Here is a 15,605-nt window from a genome sequence, read left to right on the forward strand (position 1 = left end):
TAATAGTTGGTCATATTTCTTGATGTCCTTATTTGGATTTGATTTTTCATGTAACCAGAAAAAGATCAATAAAAAAAGTGTAAAGCTGATTAGTGTAAATACAAAAGGGATCAATCCTTTATAATAGATAGAAGAAATAAAGGTGGAAATAAGTAAAAATGAAACTATGCTAACACAGGCTAGTAAGAAGTTATGAGCTGCTTTTTTTAGCTGAAGATTCCTTTTTTCATCTTCAATTACAAATACATAATTTTCTTTTATTGATTCTCTTGGGATTTGTAGAAGCCTGGTGGTAAGTCCCTCAGCATATTTCTCCAAAGTGTTTTTCATGATGGCTATTTTACATTTCAATGACGAATGTAATTCAAAGAAATAACATGAAAAAATGAGAGAAAAAAGACTTAAATCGACAATAAATCGACACAAAATAAAAAAGCCACTGAAAATCAGCGGCTTTAGTGTCATTTTAGCGGTCTGGACGAGACTCGAATCCCGCATTGCTGAAATTTTCAATTTCACCAGCAATGCGAGGACTCACGCAAAGTATATCAAATCAAAGATTTGAGACTTTGCGGGTCCCGCTTCGCGTGGATCCTCATAGAATGACGAAAATTATAAATTTTCTATTCTATGGGACTCGCCAACCCCCGGGGGTTGCGATAAATAAAAAAAGCTCCTGAAAGAATTCAGAAGCTTTAGTGTCATTTTAGCGGTCTGGACGAGACTCGAACTCGCAACCCCCGGCGTGACAGGCCGGTATTCTAACCAATTGAACTACCAGACCATTGCTCAATTGCGTGTGCAAATAAATATGATTTCGGTGGAACCTCCAAATGTTTTTTGAAAAATTATAGCATTAATTTTTCCTTTATTTTTTTATACCCTGATTTACTTGTTTTTACTGTCATGTTATTTTTTAATCTTATTTGATATTGTTGTTTGCCGTACAGTTCAATGTTGCCTATTTGTTTTGTGTTGATGATATAAGAACGGTGGATTCTGAGGAAATGATCGCCCAGATGCTTTTCGTAAAAAAGCATTGTCTTTTTTTTGAGGTATTGCTCTGTATTTGTATGAATCATTACATAATCGTCCTGGGCTTCAATCATATATATATCTTCAGGGGGAAGAATCTCAATTTTGTTTCCGCTCGAAACCACTACCTGATCCAGGGGTTGTGATACTGTGCTTTCTGCTGCCTTATTGATTTCGGGTGAAATATCATCATTGATCCTTTTCATAGCCTTGTCGATGGCTGTATCAAAGCGGTTTTCGTCAAATGGTTTTAAAAGGTAATCCACGGCGTTCGTTTCAAATGCTCTGATGGCATACTCGTCATACGCGGTAGTAAAAATTACTGCCGGCATTGGGTCTACAAGCTCAAGCATTTCAAAACCATTAAGCTTTGGCATTTGTATATCGAGTAAGATCAGTTCAGGGCGATGTTCATTAATGGCTTTTACCCCCTCGAAACCATTGGTGCATTCGGCAACCAGGGAGAACTCTTCATGGCGCGAGAGGTAATGCTTTAATACATTTCGTGCGGGTAACTCGTCTTCTATGATTATAGTTTTTATCATGGCTATGGAATCACAATTTTTACTGAAAAGAGTGTTTTTGTATTCTCTATGTGCAAACGCGCACGGTCCGAATATAATATTTTTAAGCGGTTCGATAAATTTTTTAATCCGGTTCCGGTTCCCTTTTTTCTCGATTCGCCCTCTTTGGTGTTAGTAATGGTAATTACCAATTTGTCCTGATCGGTTTTGGCATTGAGTGTAATTTTAACCGGGTCAATGCTTTGATTTACGCCATGTTTAATGGCGTTTTCTATAACGGGCTGAAGTACCAGGCAGGGAAGGAATCGTGTTTCAGCCTCTGGCGATACGTTTTTTTCATATTTAAGGCGTTCCCCAAAGCGGAGATGTTCAATGGCCAGGTATTGGTCAATATGAGATAGTTCGTCGCTAAGTTTTACGAGTTGCTTTTCACTGTATTTGGTTGTGTAGCGCAGAAATTCAGAAAGTTTTATGAGCATTTGCCTTGTTTTTTCTGAATCTTCGAATGTTAGTGAACTAATACTGTTCAGGGCATTAAACAGAAAGTGTGGCTGCATTTGCATTTGTAGTGTGTTTACTTTACTGCGTTGCAGCTCATTTTCGAGCTTGCTGGTTTTAAGTTCTTTTTGCTGATAGTTGCGATAATAGTGAATGAGTTGCTGTACAATAACCACAATGCTAAACAAGAAGACACCAATTAAAGCCCGGTAGGTAATGCTGTCGTTTAATGCATGCAAATAATCTTCATCTTCGATAAGCATGGTTAGCATTGAATATGATGCCAGCAACCACAAAGTAACAATTAGTGCCAGCATGGGCAGGTATAAATACATTATTCTTCGCCAAAAGGGTTTTGCAGTACCCTCATATTCCAGTCCCATAAAAACGCCAATGCTGAAAATTACAAAAAGAGAATTAAAGACTACCGCATCAATGATGACCATTTTTATGGGTTGGTGGGCCAAAAAATATAAAAAAGCAATATGGACTGCAGTTGATGCAGTCCATATTAGGCTAATAACGGTGGGAGAGGGTTTGGGTGTTTGTGGGTTAAAAATTTGCATTAGCTTAATATTTCGCCGCCACCAAAAATGGCTGCACCTTTAATCACTAATGTATTGGTGTTCACGGTTTCTGTTACATCTAACTGTCGTTTATCATTGATACCACCAAAAATTGATGTGGCTTCAATGCGAATGTTCCAGTTTTCGGGTACATAGAGTTTCGATCCGCCAAAAATTGATGTCATTTCAATTTCGGCATAGCCGTTTTTGAGTTTTACATTTTTCAGGTTTACTGTGGACCCGCCAAAGATGCTGGTTATTTTTCCACCTTCAAAGAATTCAGAGTTCAGTATTCGCTCACTACCACCAAAAATATTCAATTCATCAATAAAATCTTCAGAGTGTGAATGTTCATGGTGTGAACTCATGAAATTGCGCCTGCGGAGGATTAATGTAAGGCCAATTACAATTATTACCAGTGGCCAGAATACCGAAACAAAATCGATTCTCAGATTTGTGAAGATATCAGGTAATAGGAAAAATCCGCCAATGGCAAATAATATAATAGCTCCGGTGTAATTGCGTCCTGCCAGGCTAATGAAACCTATGGCGATGAGCAACATTTGCCATGAGAAAATTATATCTTCTAAATACCAGGATAAAAGGTCAAAATTACTGAGCAGAAGTAAGCCTCCTGTAGCAAGTAATAATACTCCTGTCATTAGGCGTTTTGCTCCTCCTGTGTTTGAGGTTTGTTTGTTAAAGTGTTGTGGGTCCTTTTTTGTCTCTTCAGTGTGTGTCATGGTTTTATATTTTTTTTGATTTCAGTACAAATATAGAAGCACTCCATTCATTACACAATATGAAATCGGTTAATGGTTACTTTTGGCAGGTGAATGGTTCATGAAAGAGGTGGAATGTATTGTAATGTTTTTACTGCATTGTAAGTATTATAGTGAAAACAATTTACTCTTATCTGCGTCATAACTAATAAATTGACAAATGGGATATTTATACACAACATTGCAGTTTGTATTGTTGGGGCTTATACTTTTTACTCCGCCTTTATTACCTGAGTCTATTGCCGCACAGGTAATACTGGTTATTAGTGTTTTGTTCGGATTGTGGGCAATTTGGGCTTTCCGGCATACACGTATTAATGTTTTTCCTTACTTGCGAAAAGGAGCCAGGTTGGTGCGAACCGGACCTTACCGGTATGTGCGACATCCTATGTATACTGCTGTTTTGCTTTTTATACTTGCATATTGGATCGATCGGCCAAATATTTTTTATAGTATATACCTGGGGGCTTTATTAGCAGTTATGGTATTGAAAATACGCTTTGAGGAGGTGCAGCTTAAAGCCCGGTTCGAACAATACGAAAGCCGGTTTTATAACACATACAGAATTGTTCCCTGCATATATTAAATTGTATATGCAATAATCGCTAATTGTAAAATTTTAAAAATTCAATGATATGGCAAAGCAACCGAAAAAAGTCGTAACACTGGTACATGAAGTTTTCGAAGATATTGAACTTTGGTACCCGGCGATTCGTTTACGCGAAAGCGATGTGGAAGTGGTCTTTGCCGGAGAAGAAGCCGGCAAAACATATACAGGCAAGAATGGTCTTAAAGCAACTGCAGATATTGCATTTACGGACCTGAATGCCGATGATTTTGATGGCGTACTGGTGCCGGGTGGGTATGCCCCGGATAAATTGCGCCGCTACAGTTATGTGCTTCATTTTCTGCAACAGATAGATGAACAGGGCAAGCCCATAGGAATAATCTGTCATGCCGGTTGGGTATTGATTTCTGCAAACATTCTAAATGGCAAAAAGGCCACCAGTACACCCGCTATTAAAGACGACATGAAAAATGCGGGTGTGCAATGGGTGAATGAAGCTGTTGTGAAGGATGGTAACATTATTTCGAGCCGCAACCCGAATGATTTGCATTTGTATGTGCCTGCCTTTATTGAAAGATTAAGGCAATAGCCTACAGCTAAAAGTTTTTTTATTAATTAATAAAATGGAAGCCTTTGTACGGGCTTCTGTTTTGTTTATGCATTAAACTTTAAAGCCCATCACCAACACATCGTCTACCTGATCTTGATCTCCTTTCCATGCTTCGAAAAATTCATTGAGCTTTTCTTTCTGTTTGCCCATTGGCAGATGGCTTTCTTCTGTAATTAGGCTTTTGAATTTCTTTTTGCTCAGTTTCATGCCTGAGCTACCACCAAACTGATCAGGATAACCATCTGAAAGCAAATACACCGCATCATTCTCTTCCAATTGAATGTCGTGACTGGTAAAATGTGGTTTTTCTTTAATATGAGCGCCAATGGGCATTTTATCTGCTTTGTACTCTGTAAGATTACCTTCACGAATGAGGTAGATTGAGTTATAAGCCCCGGCGTATTGCATTGCATTGGTTTCGTGGTTTATGATGCAAAGCGACATATCCATGCCATCTTTAGCTTCATTTTTTTTGTCGTTTTGTGATAGTGTAGCTTTCAGATTATTCCTAAGTTGGTCAAGTATTTCTCCTGCCGGTGTTGCTGGATTACGGTTCACAATTTCATTGAGTAAAGCTACGCCCAACATGCTCATGAAGGCTCCGGGTACACCATGGCCAGTACAGTCAGATGCAACTACTATGGTCCTGGTGCTGTCTTCTTTCATCCAGTAAAAGTCACCGCTGACCACATCGCGCGGTTTGTATAGTACAAAGCTATCACGGAACCGGGCTGATAATCTGGCTATTGATGGTAAAACGGCACCCTGTATACGTGATGCATACTGAATACTGCTGTCGATGGATTGCTTTTGCTTGCGTATTTTTTCTTCGGCATGTTTTCTTTTGGTAATATCTGAACCGTATGTTTGTACAACACCCACATCTGGTAATCCGCGAAGAATAAATCTGTAAATACGGTCGTGCACGGTTGCTTCCATGATCTCGATTTTCTCCTCTGCTATGAATTTTTCGCAATCGAACTGCTGCATTTCGGGCAGGAGCTCTTCAATTTTTCTACCTGTAATATCGTCTTCTTCAAAAGCGAGGTTAGCGGCCGGGTTCGATTTTAAAATTTCTCCTTCGGCATTGAAACGAAATACCGGTTCGGGGTTCAGCTCAGCAAAAAGCGCCATACTCTCAACTTCCTGCTGAATTTGCCGTTTTTTGGTAATATCAGATCCGTATGTTTGCACTACACCATGTTCTGTCAGCCCGCGCATTATCAATCGGAAAATCCTGTCATGCACCTTTATTTCAATGGTTTCGATAAGTTCTTCGTCAATCATTTTGGCACAATCGTATTTTTGCAATTCGGGCATGAGATCCGCAATGTGTACATTTTCTACCCTATTTTTTTGAAAGGCTTCATTGGCAGCCGGATTAGCTTTAATTATTTTGCCATGCTTATTGAAACGGAACACCGGTTCGGGGTTCAGTTCGGCAAACAGGGCCATGCTGCGTAATTCTTGTTTGATTTGGCGTTTTTCGGTCACATCTTCTTTGATGGCAATGAAGGTATCAACTTGGCCATGTTCGTCAAGAACCGGGGAAATGGTTGATTCTTCCCAGTATGTTTTGCCGTCTTTGCGTTTGTTTAGCATCTCACCACGCCAAACTTTGCCATTTGATATGGTTTGCCATAGTTTTTTATATTCTTCAGGTGAAGTATGTCCCGTTTTTAAAAACCGTGGATTTTTACCCAAAACTTCCTTTTTTTTATAGCCTGATATTGCTTCAAAAGCTTTGTTTACATATTCAATATCTCCATTTTTATTTGTAATCATAATGGAGTTTGAGGTCTGCTCTAAACCTGTGAGGAATTTATTGGCTTCTTGTTTAGCTACCACAATTTCTGTAATGTCGGCTCCATACATTTGCACGGCACCATATTGGGGGAGCCCCCTTAATTCAAACCGGAAGGTAAGTCCGTGCTGGTTTTCTGCTGTTAAATTTCTTATGTCTCCGTTATGAATTAAATTTTCCAGGTCAATATTATTAATGGTCGGAACATAGGAACTTATGTTTTCACCTTCCAGTTTTGTTTCTTCAAAAGCATTTTGTGCTGCAGTGTTGGCTTGGGTAATCTTTCCATTTACATCGAATCTTAAAACAGGAGCAGGGTTCATTTGGGCAAAAAGCGCCATGCTTTCGTGCTCATTTTCAATTTGCCGGTATTGGTTATGGCCTGTTTCTACAATGTGCCACCTGGTTTTCTCATGACCGCAAGTTCGACAGGGCGGAACCACTTCTCCTTTATTTACAAAAATTTTTGTTTTATTACATGATTTGCACTGCAGTACAGCATCCATTGAGCTAACTTCGTTCACTTTGAAAGTTAGTCTTGTTTTTGCGCTACTGTAGGTTGAAACCATGTATGGCACCAGGAAAGTTAAAGCCATCTTTATGTAGTTGATATGGTTAAAATCAGCATGAGTTATAGCCCACCCTTGATTGATAAGGTTCAGAATGGCCCCTACAATAATGGAAACTTGCAAAGCCCTTCTAACGACTCCTTTACTTGTAATTACCTGGCAGTAAATTTTAAATAGTTTCATTGGCGCTAATTGGCTGTTTTTTAGTTGGTTTGTAAGTTAAGCTTTCCGTATGGTTGATAGGTTTAATGTTTAATTAAACACTAATGTAAATTAAAATAGTTACAAATGAAACTAATTTCATGGTTGGTTGTTTATTTTTTAACAGCTAATTAACCAATTTATCATTCGGACCTCGTTTTATTGTTTTGATGGGTTTAGCCTCTGGTTTAAAACAATTAGTTGTGTACATTTTATTATTTTTGTGATATACCTTGCATAAAATGAAATATACCTATAAAAAATCGTTAGGATTGTTGTCCCATACTATTTCTAAGGGATTGGGAAATAGACTTGAGCAAAAACTCAAAGCCCAAAAAATAAATATTACTGCTGATCAATGGAGTGTGTTATCAATGCTTCGACATGAAGGAGAATCTAGTCAAAAAAATATATCAGATGTATTTGGGTACGATAAAGTAAGGGTGCTGAGAATTGTTCGTAATCTGGAGGATAGAGGTATGTTAAATAAGCGTGTTTGTAGTCATGATAAGAGAACTCGCATTGTATCGCTAACTTCTGAAGGAATGAGCTTGTATGCAAAAATACACCCAATAGCTGAGGCGACAATTAATGAGGCTACAAAATCATTATCCAACTGGGAGGTGCGTTTATACACGGAGATATCTCAAAAAATCATCATGCATCTTAAAGAAAATTAAGGATGCATTTTGAAGTGTAATGATAAAAAATAAGCCGGTGGTATACCGGCTCATTTTATATAAAAAACTATTCTTCTGATGAATCTGCTGATTCTGCCGAACGTCCTTTCATTTCACGATCGAGCATGAAGAGTCCATGTCCGCTTCCTTCCATAAGTTTCAGTTGATCGATAATTTCATTTACTGAAGCTTCTTCTTCTACCTGCTCATCTACAAACCATTTTAGGAAACTTTGAGTTGCATGGTCTTTTTCTTCAATGGCAATTTCCATGAGGTCATTGATCATTGAAGTTACTTTTTGCTCATGTTTGAGCGTTTCTTCAAAAACGGTAAGCGTGTCCATCCAATCGGTTGGAACTTCGTCTATGGGTTTCAGAAATACACGACCATCTCTTTCATACACGTAATCGAAAAACTTCATAGCATGCATGTTTTCCTCGTCTGCCTGCAGGCGCATCCAATGGGCAAATCCTGGAAGACCTTTGTCTTCAAAGTAAGCACTCATTGAAAGGTAAAGGTACGAAGACCACATTTCAGCATTAATCTGGTCGTTAATAGCATCTTGCATTTTCTTGCTTAACATAGGTGTTTGATTTTAAGATTAGAATTTATTGATTCAATTTTGATTGTAAACGGTTGTCTATTTCGTTTAAGAAATCCTGGGTGTTAAGATAGTCATCTTTGGTCATTTTGTCCTGGTGGATAAGTAGCGCCAGGTCTTTGGTCATTTTACCATCTTCTACTGCATCTATACAGACTGATTCCAGCGCATGTGCAAAATCAATTAATTCGCGGTTTTCGTCTAGTTTGCCGCGGTGTTCAAGTCCTCTTGTCCAGGCAAAAATAGATGCAATTGGGTTTGTAGAGGTGGGTTTGCCTTGCTGGTGCAACCTGTAGTGACGTGTTACCGTACCATGAGCAGCTTCAGCTTCAAGTGTTTTCCCGTCTGGCGTCAACAGTGTTGATGTCATTAATCCGAGTGAGCCAAAGCCCTGTGCAATGGTATCTGATTGCACATCGCCATCGTAATTTTTGCAGGCCCATACAAATCCGCCTTCCCATTTTAGCGCGGCAGCTACCATATCATCAATCAGACGGTGTTCGTAAGTAATACCAACTTCTTCAAATTTGTCTTTGAATTCGTTGTCGTAAACTTCCTGGAAAATATCTTTAAACCTTCCGTCATATTTTTTAAGTATGGTGTTTTTGGTCGACAAATACAGTGGCCATTGTTTCTCAAGTGCTTTATTCATACTTGAGCGCGCAAATCCGTAGATAGATTCGTCGGTATTGTACATCGACATGGCTACGCCATCTCCCTGAAAATCATAAACTTCTTTTGATACAGGTTCGCCACCATCTTCGGGTGTGAAGGTAATGGTTAGTTTTCCTTTACCTTTGGTCACAAAGTCAGTGGCCTTGTATTGGTCTGCATGCGCATGACGGCCAACCACAATAGACTCTTTCCAGCCGGGAACGAGCCTTGGTACATTTCTGATCATAATGGGTTCTCTGAATATGGTGCCACCAACAATATTACGAATTGTACCGTTTGGTGAGCGCCACATTTCTTTCAGTCCAAATTCTTCAACACGTTTTTCATCGGGTGTAATGGTGGCACATTTTATACCCACATGGTATTTTTTTATGGCTTCGGCTGCATCGACAGTAATTTGATCATTGGTTTCATCGCGTTTTTCAATACCCAGATCAAAATACTTAATGTCGAGATTGAGGTACGGAAATATTAATCGCTCTTTAATAAAAGACCATATTATGCGGGTCATTTCATCCCCGTCCATTTCCACTACCGGATTTTTTACTTGAATCTTTTGCATAGAATAAATGTTTTATGTTGAATTTTTATGAATTTGGTTCGTAAATAAAACCGTGTTTTTTATCAATAACCATTTCTTTTTAAATAAGTTTTGGTCTAATTGTTATTTTTTATATCAAGATTGAATTTTTTGCGTAGTGCTTCCAATGCAGGGTTGTGCTCGCTCAGTTTTTTGTATTTTTCTGCATTTGTAAGTGGTCTTTTGCTTTCAATTTCATTCTCTACTTGTTTAAATTCAAATGAGAGATCCTTGTTATTCATTTGTTGCCGCAGTACATCTATAATTTTATGCGCAAATTTTTTGTACAAATCTTTGTGCGATTCGGCTCCAATATGAATGAGAATTTTGTTGTCTGCCAACTGTTGAGGTTTTGCTTGTTGAATGGCAGCATTAATGCGCGGGCCGTCATCTTTTAGCGTTTCTACGATGCTACTCCATATTTCATTAAAGGCTTTGTCTGGCTGTTTTTCTTCTTTTGTTGGCTGTTGTTCTTCAGGTTTTGTAACCGGCTCTTCAACATTTTGCTGGGAACGATCTTTTTCATCGGTTTTCAACTCTTTTTTGAGCGAAACACTTTTGGGCGCTTTATAAACCTGTTTGCGTTTTTTCTCTGTTGGCCTGCCCTTAGTTGTAACAGTTGAATTGCCTACGTCCGAACTACTTTTTTTTTTTCAACGGTGACTACTCCCAATTCGTAGAGTGAGAGTTCTACAGTAAGGCGTTGGTCTTTTGAAGTGCGATAGCGCGATTCTGCTTCGGATAGTAATTTAAGTCCCTTAAAGAGGAAATGTATAGGACATTTTTGCGCCTGCTCAAGGTATTTTTCCCGTATATCGCCGCTTACATCCAGTAACTTCAGCGAGTTGGGGTTCTTACTTACTAACAGATCGCGTAAATGTTTGGCGAGGCCTGTAATGAAATGTTGTCCGTCGAAGCCTCTCTGTAAGATTTCATCGTAAATCAGAAACAGTTCGCTTACTTCATTGGCAAGGCTATGATCTACGATACGGAAAAAGAAGTCGTAGTCCAACACATTGAGGTTTTCAATGGTTTGCTGATAACTAATACCTCCACCTGAGAAACTGGCTATTTGATCAAATATCGAAAGAGCATCACGCATTCCGCCATCTGCTTTTTGGGCAATTACATGTAGTGCAGATTCTTCGTAAGTGAGATTTTCTTTTTCGGCCACAAATTTAAGATGCTCAACCGCTTCTTCTACCGTAATTCGGTTAAAATCAAAAACCTGGCATCTTGAAATAATTGTGGGGAGAATTTTGTGTTTCTCGGTTGTTGCGAGTACAAATATGGCGTGCGCCGGTGGCTCTTCCAGTGTTTTAAGAAATGCATTAAAGGCCGATGCTGAGAGCATGTGCACCTCATCGATGATGTAAACGCTGTATTTTCCGACCTGTGGTGCAATTCTGACCTGCTCAATGAGTCCATGAATATCTTCTACCTTGTTTTTTGATGCGGCATCAAGCTCATGAATGTTGTATGAGCGGTTTTCGTTAAATGCCTGGCATGATTCGCATTCTCCACATGCCTCGAAGTCTTCGGTTGGATTGAGGCAGTTGATTGTTTTGGCAAAAATGCGTGCAATACTTGTTTTACCAACACCCCTTGGTCCGCAGAACAGATAGGCATGTGCCAACCTGTTATTTTGAACTGCATTTTTAAGGGTTTTGGTAACAGAACGCTGTCCCACCACTGTGTCAAAAGAGTGGGGGCGGTATTTACGTGCCGAAACAATGTAATTTTCCATATCTTAACGTCTCGAAAACAAAGATAGAAAAAAATCCAGGGATACAATGATGGGCTCAAACGTAAAAAAGCCTTTTTTTATCTTTTTCATTTTTGTTTTTGATGCTCGGCTCTATTGGTATTTTTAACTTCTTCTTCCTCACGTTTTTCGTCTTCAGTCATTTTAAAACGTTCCAGAATACTGTCGTCATTTACTTCTTTCGACAGCGATTCAATCATGTTAAATGGTACCTCATAAAGATCAAGAATCACAAGGCCGTCTAGCGCATTATTGAATTTAGGATCGATATTGAATCCAATGATTTTGGCGTTTTGTTTTAAATACTTTTTTAGCAATACAGGCATACGGTAATTTGTGGGCTCAATATCGCTGATGAAACGATCGACTTTGTTAATATCGTTGCGTGTGTTTTCAAGCACGATGTCAGTATCGTAGCGCGACTGCACTTTAAATTTTTTGCGTGGTGTAATGAGCCTGCCGAGTTCGTGGTTAAAATGGTTTTGTTTGAGGAATTTTATGATTAAATCTTTAGAAAATTTCGAGAACTGATTACTTATGCTCACCGGTCCGATTAGGTATCGGTATTCGGGGTGTTTGAGTAAAAAGTACAAAATGCCCTTCCAGAGTAAGAAAAGCGACATTGGTTTGCGTTGATAAGGTTCGGTTATGAAGCTACGGCCCAGCTCAATGCTTTCTTTGAGTATAGGTGTAAAATCTTTATGTATTTTAAACAGGCTGCGTGTATAAAATCCTTTTACTCCGAATTGGGCTATTATCTCTTTGCCTTTGCCTACCCTGTAAGCGCCAACGAGTTGTTCTTCTTCGTTATCCCATATAAAGAGCTGATTGTAGTAAAGATCGAATTCGTCGATGTCAATGCTACGGTTTGTTCCCTCGCCCACTGCACGGAAGGTAATTTCTCTTACGCGGCCAATTTCCCGGTGTATGTAGGGTATCAGAAGTGTAGGGGCACAATAAACAGTGTATTTTTCACTGGTGAACAGTTCGTACTCCTTTATCCGGTTAAGTTCTTCCTTAATAGTTTCTGTGGGAACTGCATCGATAATTTTGGCTGGTTCTTTTTCGCGTTTCAGGGCAGTTTTGAAAAACTTTTTGACCTCGATTTCTGATTCAAGGGCGTATGTTTTTGCTCTCAGGTAACGGCCGTATTTATCCAGGTCATCAATTCCTGCGGTTTCAGATGCATTAATTGGGCTACCAATACGTACACGGATCTCTTTCTTTTTGCCAAAAAACTCACCGGCCGACCCCAGAATCGGATGTATTGAGCTTACCATATGAAATAAATTGCTGTTTTTACCCTGGAAGTATATTGGTATGATGGGTATTTCAAGGCTTTTAAGCAGTTTAAGGTAAGCGCTTTTCCATCTGCGATCTGCTACCATTTTAGTATCAGCATCATAACTTGCCACTTCGCCTGCAGGGAAGAAACCCAATGCTTTATCTTTGCCAATATGGGCGACAACCTGTCGCATACCTGAAATGCTTGGTTTTACTTCTGACCGGCGTTGGCTCGAATCAAATCGGATGAAATATTCGCTTAATGGGTAAATTTTCCATAAGATTGGGGTGGCCAGGATTTTAAAATCGGGCCTGCGTCGTAAAAGTAAATGAAGCAGAATTATACCATCAATTCCGCCAAACGGGTGATTAGAAATTGTAACAAATGGTCCGTCTTTGGGTATTCTGTCCAGATCTTCATCTTTTACATTTATATTGAGTCCAATGTCATTAATGATTTTTTCTATATACTCAGGGTTCCCTTTCTCTTCTGTTGCCTCGGCCCCTAAACCCGATGTTTTGAGTAGAAAATCTAAAAATCGCTTTGTGATATGAATAGACGAGCTTAATATAGACATTATAATTCCTTTCAATTTTTTCCTATGCAGTAAAACATTTTAAAGGTTGTCGAACTCAATGATTTTGTTCTCCCGCTCATTGAGTTTACCATCTTCAATTTTCATGGTTGGTGCGCTGAATTTTTTTAGCATTTCATAATCGTGTGTTGCCATGATTACGGCCCTGCCACTATTTTTAATTTCAAAAAGCAGCTCCATTATACCTCCTGATGTTTCGGGATCGAGATTCCCTGTGGGCTCATCGGCCAGGATAATTTCGGGATCGTTGAGCAATGCACGTGCAATTGATAGCCTTTGTTGCTCGCCACCAGATAACTCGTGTGGCATTTTGTAGCCTTTATAACCTAACCCGACTTTCTCAAGTACATCCTGAATTCTTTGTTCCATTTCCTTTTTTTTCTTCCATCCCGTTGCTTTTAATACAAAAGTCAGGTTTTCATTTGCTGAACGATCGGTAAGTAGCTGGAAGTCCTGGAATACAATACCAATTTTGCGGCGTAAAAATGGTATTTGTTTCTTTTTTAAGTTGGCCAAATCGTAGTCTGCAATTTTTCCTACTCCTTTTTGCAAAGGAATTTCAGCATAAATAGTTTTAAGCAGGCTTGATTTCCCTGTACCTGTTTTCCCAATTAGATAGACAAATTCACCTTTATTAACCGTAAAGTTTACATCACTCATCACAAGATGGTCTTTGTGGTAAATATCGGCGTTTGTTAGTTCTATTATTTTATCCAAGGCCATAGTTCAATTTTGGGTAAATATAATGTTTTAAAGCATTCCAATCAAATATGCAAATATAACTTAACATGTAATCGGTGCTTAATTTTTTGTATAGAAATTCATGCTTGTGTGAAATTCAAACAGAAAATTCTTTGTTTGCTATTATATCCGGTATGTGCGGTTTTACTTCGCCAATGAGTTCCCGTATTTTCTTTTCTTTATGTTTATTCCTTTTCATTTCAGTGATTGATTGAACCAGACGCTCACGGGTATCAGGGAGATTGGCTTCTGTTTCTAGATAGGAACTAACCCAATAGTACCATTGTATGGTGGGAAGATATCTGGCTTTGCCCAGAAATTCCCGTTCTTTATCTACCAGGTGGCTTCGGCGTATAGTGGTGAGTATTTTTTTGTATTTGTGCTGTGCCAGCAGAGTTTGCAAATATGCAGTGTAAAATGTGTGCCAGCGATGCTCAAATATCTCTTTGCGATAGGTATGACTAAATGTTTCACCATAGCTTTCTGCTTGCTCAACTTTCCCGTTTAGCATTAGTGTACGCAGGTATAATGATACAAATCCCACACGGTTATAAAAGCTATTAGTCTTTTTTAGCTCAATAATTGCATTTTGCATTAGCTTCAGTGCATCCTTGTATTTTTGTTGCTTTAGTAAGATACCGCACAGGTTATTAACATAAAACAGGTAGTCACTGTTTTTTTGGCGTACCGATAAATAACCGTATTCGGCTGCTTTTTCAAGCTCTCCGCGTTTTTGGTGCATCATAGCGCGATTGGCATAAAAATTTGCCAGTATGCGTTTGGAGTAAAAGTGTGGTGATTTGAGTACCCTGTCCAGCTCATCTGTTATTGCTTTCATATCATCGAACCGGCGATAATTATAATAAACATATAGCAAACGAACCACAGCACGGTATCGGGTGTAACCATCAAGGTGCTCATTACGGAATGTTTTGGTAAGGAATTTTATCCATTGTTCCGATTCTTGTGTGGATGAGCTGTATTGTTGTATTATGTCGAAGCTGGCATTATTCAGTTTGTTGTTCGTTGCAACTATACGTTTATAGAGCTGTTGATGTTTTTCCAGAAAATTTGAAACCTGCGTGTAGTAGATCATGCGAATCCGGATAATCAAAAAATCGCGAAAGTTTTGCACCAATTCGTAAAACTGCGGGAAGTAATATTGATTGGGATTTACTTTGTTCAGGTACTGTATTAGTGCTTTTTCTTCGTCGGCTGAAATAGCATCTGTCATAATTTTTTGTTCCAAATCCTTTATCCATGCAAAAAATCGGTCCACATCCAGGCGCTCCAACTTTTGTTGTATCCATTTCTTGAGGTTGGAGTATTTCCTTTTATCAATAGAAGGATCAAATGGTAATCTGTTTGCCGGGTTCTGACTATTATAGTGTATGAGTTGCAGTATCCTGAGAGAATCTTCTCCCTGCAAATGATTATCTGCTAATAAATAATGAATCTCGTGCGGGTAAAGGGCATGGGCAAAATTTGTAAAGCTCTCAAGTTGTGCGCGCATACTATAGGTTTTC

14 protein-coding genes, 1 tRNA gene and 1 pseudogene are annotated in these 15,605 nt (G+C 38.9%); 3 read left to right on the plus strand and 13 right to left on the minus strand.

Features of this window, described 5'->3' with window-relative positions; translation table 11 throughout:
• The 5 genes from VJ937_RS08645 to VJ937_RS08665 form a co-directional block, all read right to left on the minus strand.
• Positions 1–330 (minus strand): hypothetical protein (locus tag VJ937_RS08645; protein ID WP_324066498.1); only part of this gene is annotated, 330 nt, incomplete at its 3' end.
• A gap of 380 nt (positions 331–710) precedes the next feature.
• Positions 711–784, minus strand: a tRNA-Asp gene (locus VJ937_RS08650).
• A gap of 64 nt (positions 785–848) precedes the next feature.
• The gene (locus tag VJ937_RS08655) at positions 849–1,580 is read right to left on the minus strand and encodes a LytR/AlgR family response regulator transcription factor (protein ID WP_324066499.1); all 732 of its coding nucleotides are present in this window, start codon (positions 1,578–1,580) and stop codon (positions 849–851) included.
• A gap of 2 nt (positions 1,581–1,582) precedes the next feature.
• On the minus strand, positions 1,583–2,623 hold the full coding sequence (locus VJ937_RS08660; RefSeq protein ID WP_324066500.1) for a sensor histidine kinase: 1,041 nt from the start codon (positions 2,621–2,623) through the stop codon (positions 1,583–1,585).
• Positions 2,623–3,366 (minus strand): LiaF transmembrane domain-containing protein, encoded by a 744-nt coding sequence (locus tag VJ937_RS08665; protein ID WP_324066501.1) that lies wholly within the window; start codon positions 3,364–3,366, stop codon positions 2,623–2,625. Before VJ937_RS08665 ends, VJ937_RS08660 begins: the two co-directional genes overlap by 1 nt.
• A 199-nt stretch (positions 3,367–3,565) precedes the next feature.
• On the opposite strand from VJ937_RS08665, the gene VJ937_RS08670 reads away from it, so the two are divergent.
• Together VJ937_RS08670 and VJ937_RS08675 are read left to right on the plus strand one after the other, a co-directional pair.
• Entirely contained in the window at positions 3,566–3,991 is a 426-nt protein-coding gene (locus VJ937_RS08670) for a methyltransferase family protein (protein ID WP_324066502.1), read from the plus strand.
• Positions 3,992–4,040: 49 nt separating this feature from the next.
• Positions 4,041–4,562, plus strand: a complete 522-nt coding sequence (locus VJ937_RS08675; RefSeq protein ID WP_324066503.1) for a type 1 glutamine amidotransferase domain-containing protein — start codon at positions 4,041–4,043, stop codon at positions 4,560–4,562.
• 72 nt (positions 4,563–4,634) lie between these two features.
• Here VJ937_RS08675 and nrtS read toward each other — a convergent pair whose 3' ends face one another.
• Entirely contained in the window at positions 4,635–7,139 is a 2,505-nt protein-coding gene (nrtS, locus tag VJ937_RS08680) for a nitrate/nitrite transporter NrtS (protein WP_324066504.1), read from the minus strand.
• 317 nt (positions 7,140–7,456) lie between these two features.
• On the opposite strand from nrtS, the gene VJ937_RS08685 reads away from it, so the two are divergent.
• Positions 7,457–7,837 (plus strand): MarR family winged helix-turn-helix transcriptional regulator, encoded by a 381-nt coding sequence (locus VJ937_RS08685; protein ID WP_324066505.1) that lies wholly within the window; start codon positions 7,457–7,459, stop codon positions 7,835–7,837.
• 67 nt (positions 7,838–7,904) lie between these two features.
• On the opposite strand, the gene VJ937_RS08690 is transcribed toward VJ937_RS08685, so the two are convergent.
• The 7 genes and pseudogenes from VJ937_RS08690 to VJ937_RS08720 all read right to left on the minus strand — a co-directional run bounded on the left by VJ937_RS08690 (position 7,905) and on the right by VJ937_RS08720 (position 15,592).
• Positions 7,905–8,420: a ferritin gene (locus tag VJ937_RS08690; RefSeq protein WP_324066506.1), complete on the minus strand. Its 516-nt coding sequence runs from the start codon at positions 8,418–8,420 to the stop codon at positions 7,905–7,907.
• Between the two features lie 25 nt (positions 8,421–8,445).
• Positions 8,446–9,675 (minus strand): isocitrate dehydrogenase (NADP(+)), encoded by a 1,230-nt coding sequence (locus VJ937_RS08695; protein ID WP_324066507.1) that lies wholly within the window; start codon positions 9,673–9,675, stop codon positions 8,446–8,448.
• Positions 9,676–9,770: 95 nt separating this feature from the next.
• Positions 9,771–10,229 carry a hypothetical protein gene (locus tag VJ937_RS08700; RefSeq protein WP_324066508.1) on the minus strand — a complete coding sequence of 153 codons (459 nt, stop codon included), beginning with the start codon at positions 10,227–10,229 and terminating at the stop codon, positions 9,771–9,773.
• Between the two features lie 116 nt (positions 10,230–10,345).
• A pseudogene (dnaX, locus tag VJ937_RS08705) lies at positions 10,346–11,440 on the minus strand (DNA polymerase III subunit gamma/tau); the annotation flags it as partial.
• An 86-nt stretch (positions 11,441–11,526) separates the two neighbouring features.
• Entirely contained in the window at positions 11,527–13,320 is a 1,794-nt protein-coding gene (locus VJ937_RS08710; protein WP_324066509.1) for a lysophospholipid acyltransferase family protein, read from the minus strand.
• A 39-nt stretch (positions 13,321–13,359) separates the two neighbouring features.
• The gene (locus VJ937_RS08715; RefSeq protein ID WP_324066510.1) at positions 13,360–14,061 is read right to left on the minus strand and encodes a cell division ATP-binding protein FtsE; all 702 of its coding nucleotides are present in this window, start codon (positions 14,059–14,061) and stop codon (positions 13,360–13,362) included.
• Positions 14,062–14,176: 115 nt separating this feature from the next.
• A complete protein-coding gene (locus VJ937_RS08720; protein ID WP_324066511.1) occupies positions 14,177–15,592 on the minus strand; it encodes a hypothetical protein in 1,416 nt (471 codons plus the stop codon).
• Positions 15,593–15,605 lie beyond the last annotated feature (13 nt).

The sequence above is a fragment of the Salinivirga sp. genome (assembly GCF_035268865.1).
Lineage (GTDB): Bacteria > Bacteroidota > Bacteroidia > Bacteroidales > Salinivirgaceae > Salinivirga.

What these genes read in the sequence shown, in the direction of transcription:
- VJ937_RS08720 (WP_324066511.1), bottom strand. Translation starts at nt 15,592, where the DNA reads ATGCGCGCACAACTTGAGAGCTTTACAAATTTTGCCCATGCCCTTTAC.
- VJ937_RS08665 (WP_324066501.1), bottom strand. Translation starts at nt 3,366, where the DNA reads ATGACACACACTGAAGAGACAAAAAAGGACCCACAACACTTTAACAAA.
- VJ937_RS08675 (WP_324066503.1), top strand. Translation starts at nt 4,041, where the DNA reads ATGGCAAAGCAACCGAAAAAAGTCGTAACACTGGTACATGAAGTTTTC.
- VJ937_RS08710 (WP_324066509.1), bottom strand. Translation starts at nt 13,320, where the DNA reads ATGTCTATATTAAGCTCGTCTATTCATATCACAAAGCGATTTTTAGAT.
- VJ937_RS08655 (WP_324066499.1), bottom strand. Translation starts at nt 1,580, where the DNA reads ATGATAAAAACTATAATCATAGAAGACGAGTTACCCGCACGAAATGTA.
- VJ937_RS08670 (WP_324066502.1), top strand. Translation starts at nt 3,566, where the DNA reads ATGGGATATTTATACACAACATTGCAGTTTGTATTGTTGGGGCTTATA.
- nrtS (WP_324066504.1), bottom strand. Translation starts at nt 7,139, where the DNA reads ATGAAACTATTTAAAATTTACTGCCAGGTAATTACAAGTAAAGGAGTC.
- VJ937_RS08695 (WP_324066507.1), bottom strand. Translation starts at nt 9,675, where the DNA reads ATGCAAAAGATTCAAGTAAAAAATCCGGTAGTGGAAATGGACGGGGAT.
- VJ937_RS08715 (WP_324066510.1), bottom strand. Translation starts at nt 14,061, where the DNA reads ATGGCCTTGGATAAAATAATAGAACTAACAAACGCCGATATTTACCAC.
- VJ937_RS08690 (WP_324066506.1), bottom strand. Translation starts at nt 8,420, where the DNA reads ATGTTAAGCAAGAAAATGCAAGATGCTATTAACGACCAGATTAATGCT.
- VJ937_RS08660 (WP_324066500.1), bottom strand. Translation starts at nt 2,623, where the DNA reads ATGCAAATTTTTAACCCACAAACACCCAAACCCTCTCCCACCGTTATT.